The following is a 1,009-nucleotide window of genomic DNA, read 5'->3' as shown; positions in this document are numbered from 1 at the left end:
GTGGAATCGCCCTAATTGGCGTTTTCTGACCTGAAGGAAGATCACTGCTCGGTTATCGGCTAAAATTTAAGATATGTAAAGAAGGGAGATAAATTTTATGGCCGCTAATGTTGAGATCTATACTTGGAGTTCCTGTCCTTTCTGTATCCGCGCTAAAGCATTACTCAAGAAAAAAGGGGTGGAGTTTACCGAATATTGTATCGATGGTGATGAAAGAGCGCGAGCCAAAATGTCCGATCGAGCCAATGGTCGTACAAGTGTACCACAAATTTTTATAAACGATCAACACATCGGGGGCTGCGATGACATCTATGCTTTAGATAGAAGTGGTGGTTTGGCTCCCCTGTTGCAGAATTAAGGATAAAAACTATTAATGAAACTAGCCTTTATTATCGATCCGATCGAGTATTTAGAGCCGGGCCATGATACCAGTGTAGCTATCATGGAAGCGTCCCAATTATTAGGCCATGAAGTCTGGATGACTTCCATCACTGATCTCAGTGCGATTGCGGGAAAAGCTTGGGCAAAACTAACTAAAATTGAACTGGTTCCCGTGGAGTTAAAAGATAATCATTGGGTGGCTGTATCTCAATGGTATCAAAGACAAGAGACAGTTTTTACCTGCCTAGAAAACTTCGATTTTGTCTGGATGCGAAAAGACCCACCCGTGACGATTGCCTATCTTTATGCCACCTATTTATTAGACCTGATCGACCCCCAAAAAACCCAAGTAATTAACTCAACTAGGGGTTTACGCCATGCCAACGAAAAGTTATATACTATTCACTTTGCTCAGGTAATGCCCGCCACAATTGTTTCCCAAGATAAAGCGACAATTAGGGAATTTGTCAACCAAAAAGGGGCGGCAGTTATGAAACCTTTGGGGGGCAAAGCAGGGGAGGGAATTTTATTTCTTAGTCCCGAAGATCGCAATCTCAATTCAATGATTGAAATTAGCACAAAATGGGGACAAGAACCGGTAATGATTCAAGATTATTTACCAGCTGCC

2 protein-coding genes are annotated in these 1,009 nt (G+C 42.2%); both read left to right on the top strand.

The genetic code is table 11. From position 1 onward, the window contains the following. Window positions 1–97: 97 nt before the first annotated feature. The gene (gene grxC / locus PX484_RS21160; RefSeq protein ID WP_002803525.1) at window positions 98–358 is read left to right on the top strand and encodes a glutaredoxin 3; all 261 of its coding nucleotides are present in this window, start codon (window positions 98–100) and stop codon (window positions 356–358) included. A gap of 15 nt (window positions 359–373) precedes the next feature. Beyond that, window positions 374–1,009, top strand: a 636-nt coding sequence (locus PX484_RS21155; protein WP_502882775.1) for an ATP-grasp domain-containing protein, incomplete at its 3' end; no start/stop codon positions are given.

This window comes from Microcystis sp. M49636_WE2 (genome assembly GCF_030065375.1).
Taxonomy (GTDB): domain Bacteria; phylum Cyanobacteriota; class Cyanobacteriia; order Cyanobacteriales; family Microcystaceae; genus Microcystis; species Microcystis aeruginosa_C.
The sequence above is the reverse complement of the archived record's forward strand: the minus strand, read 5'-3'. Positions and strand labels throughout refer to the sequence as shown.

What these genes read in the sequence shown, in the direction of transcription:
- grxC (WP_002803525.1), top strand. Translation starts at nt 98, where the DNA reads ATGGCCGCTAATGTTGAGATCTATACTTGGAGTTCCTGTCCTTTCTGT.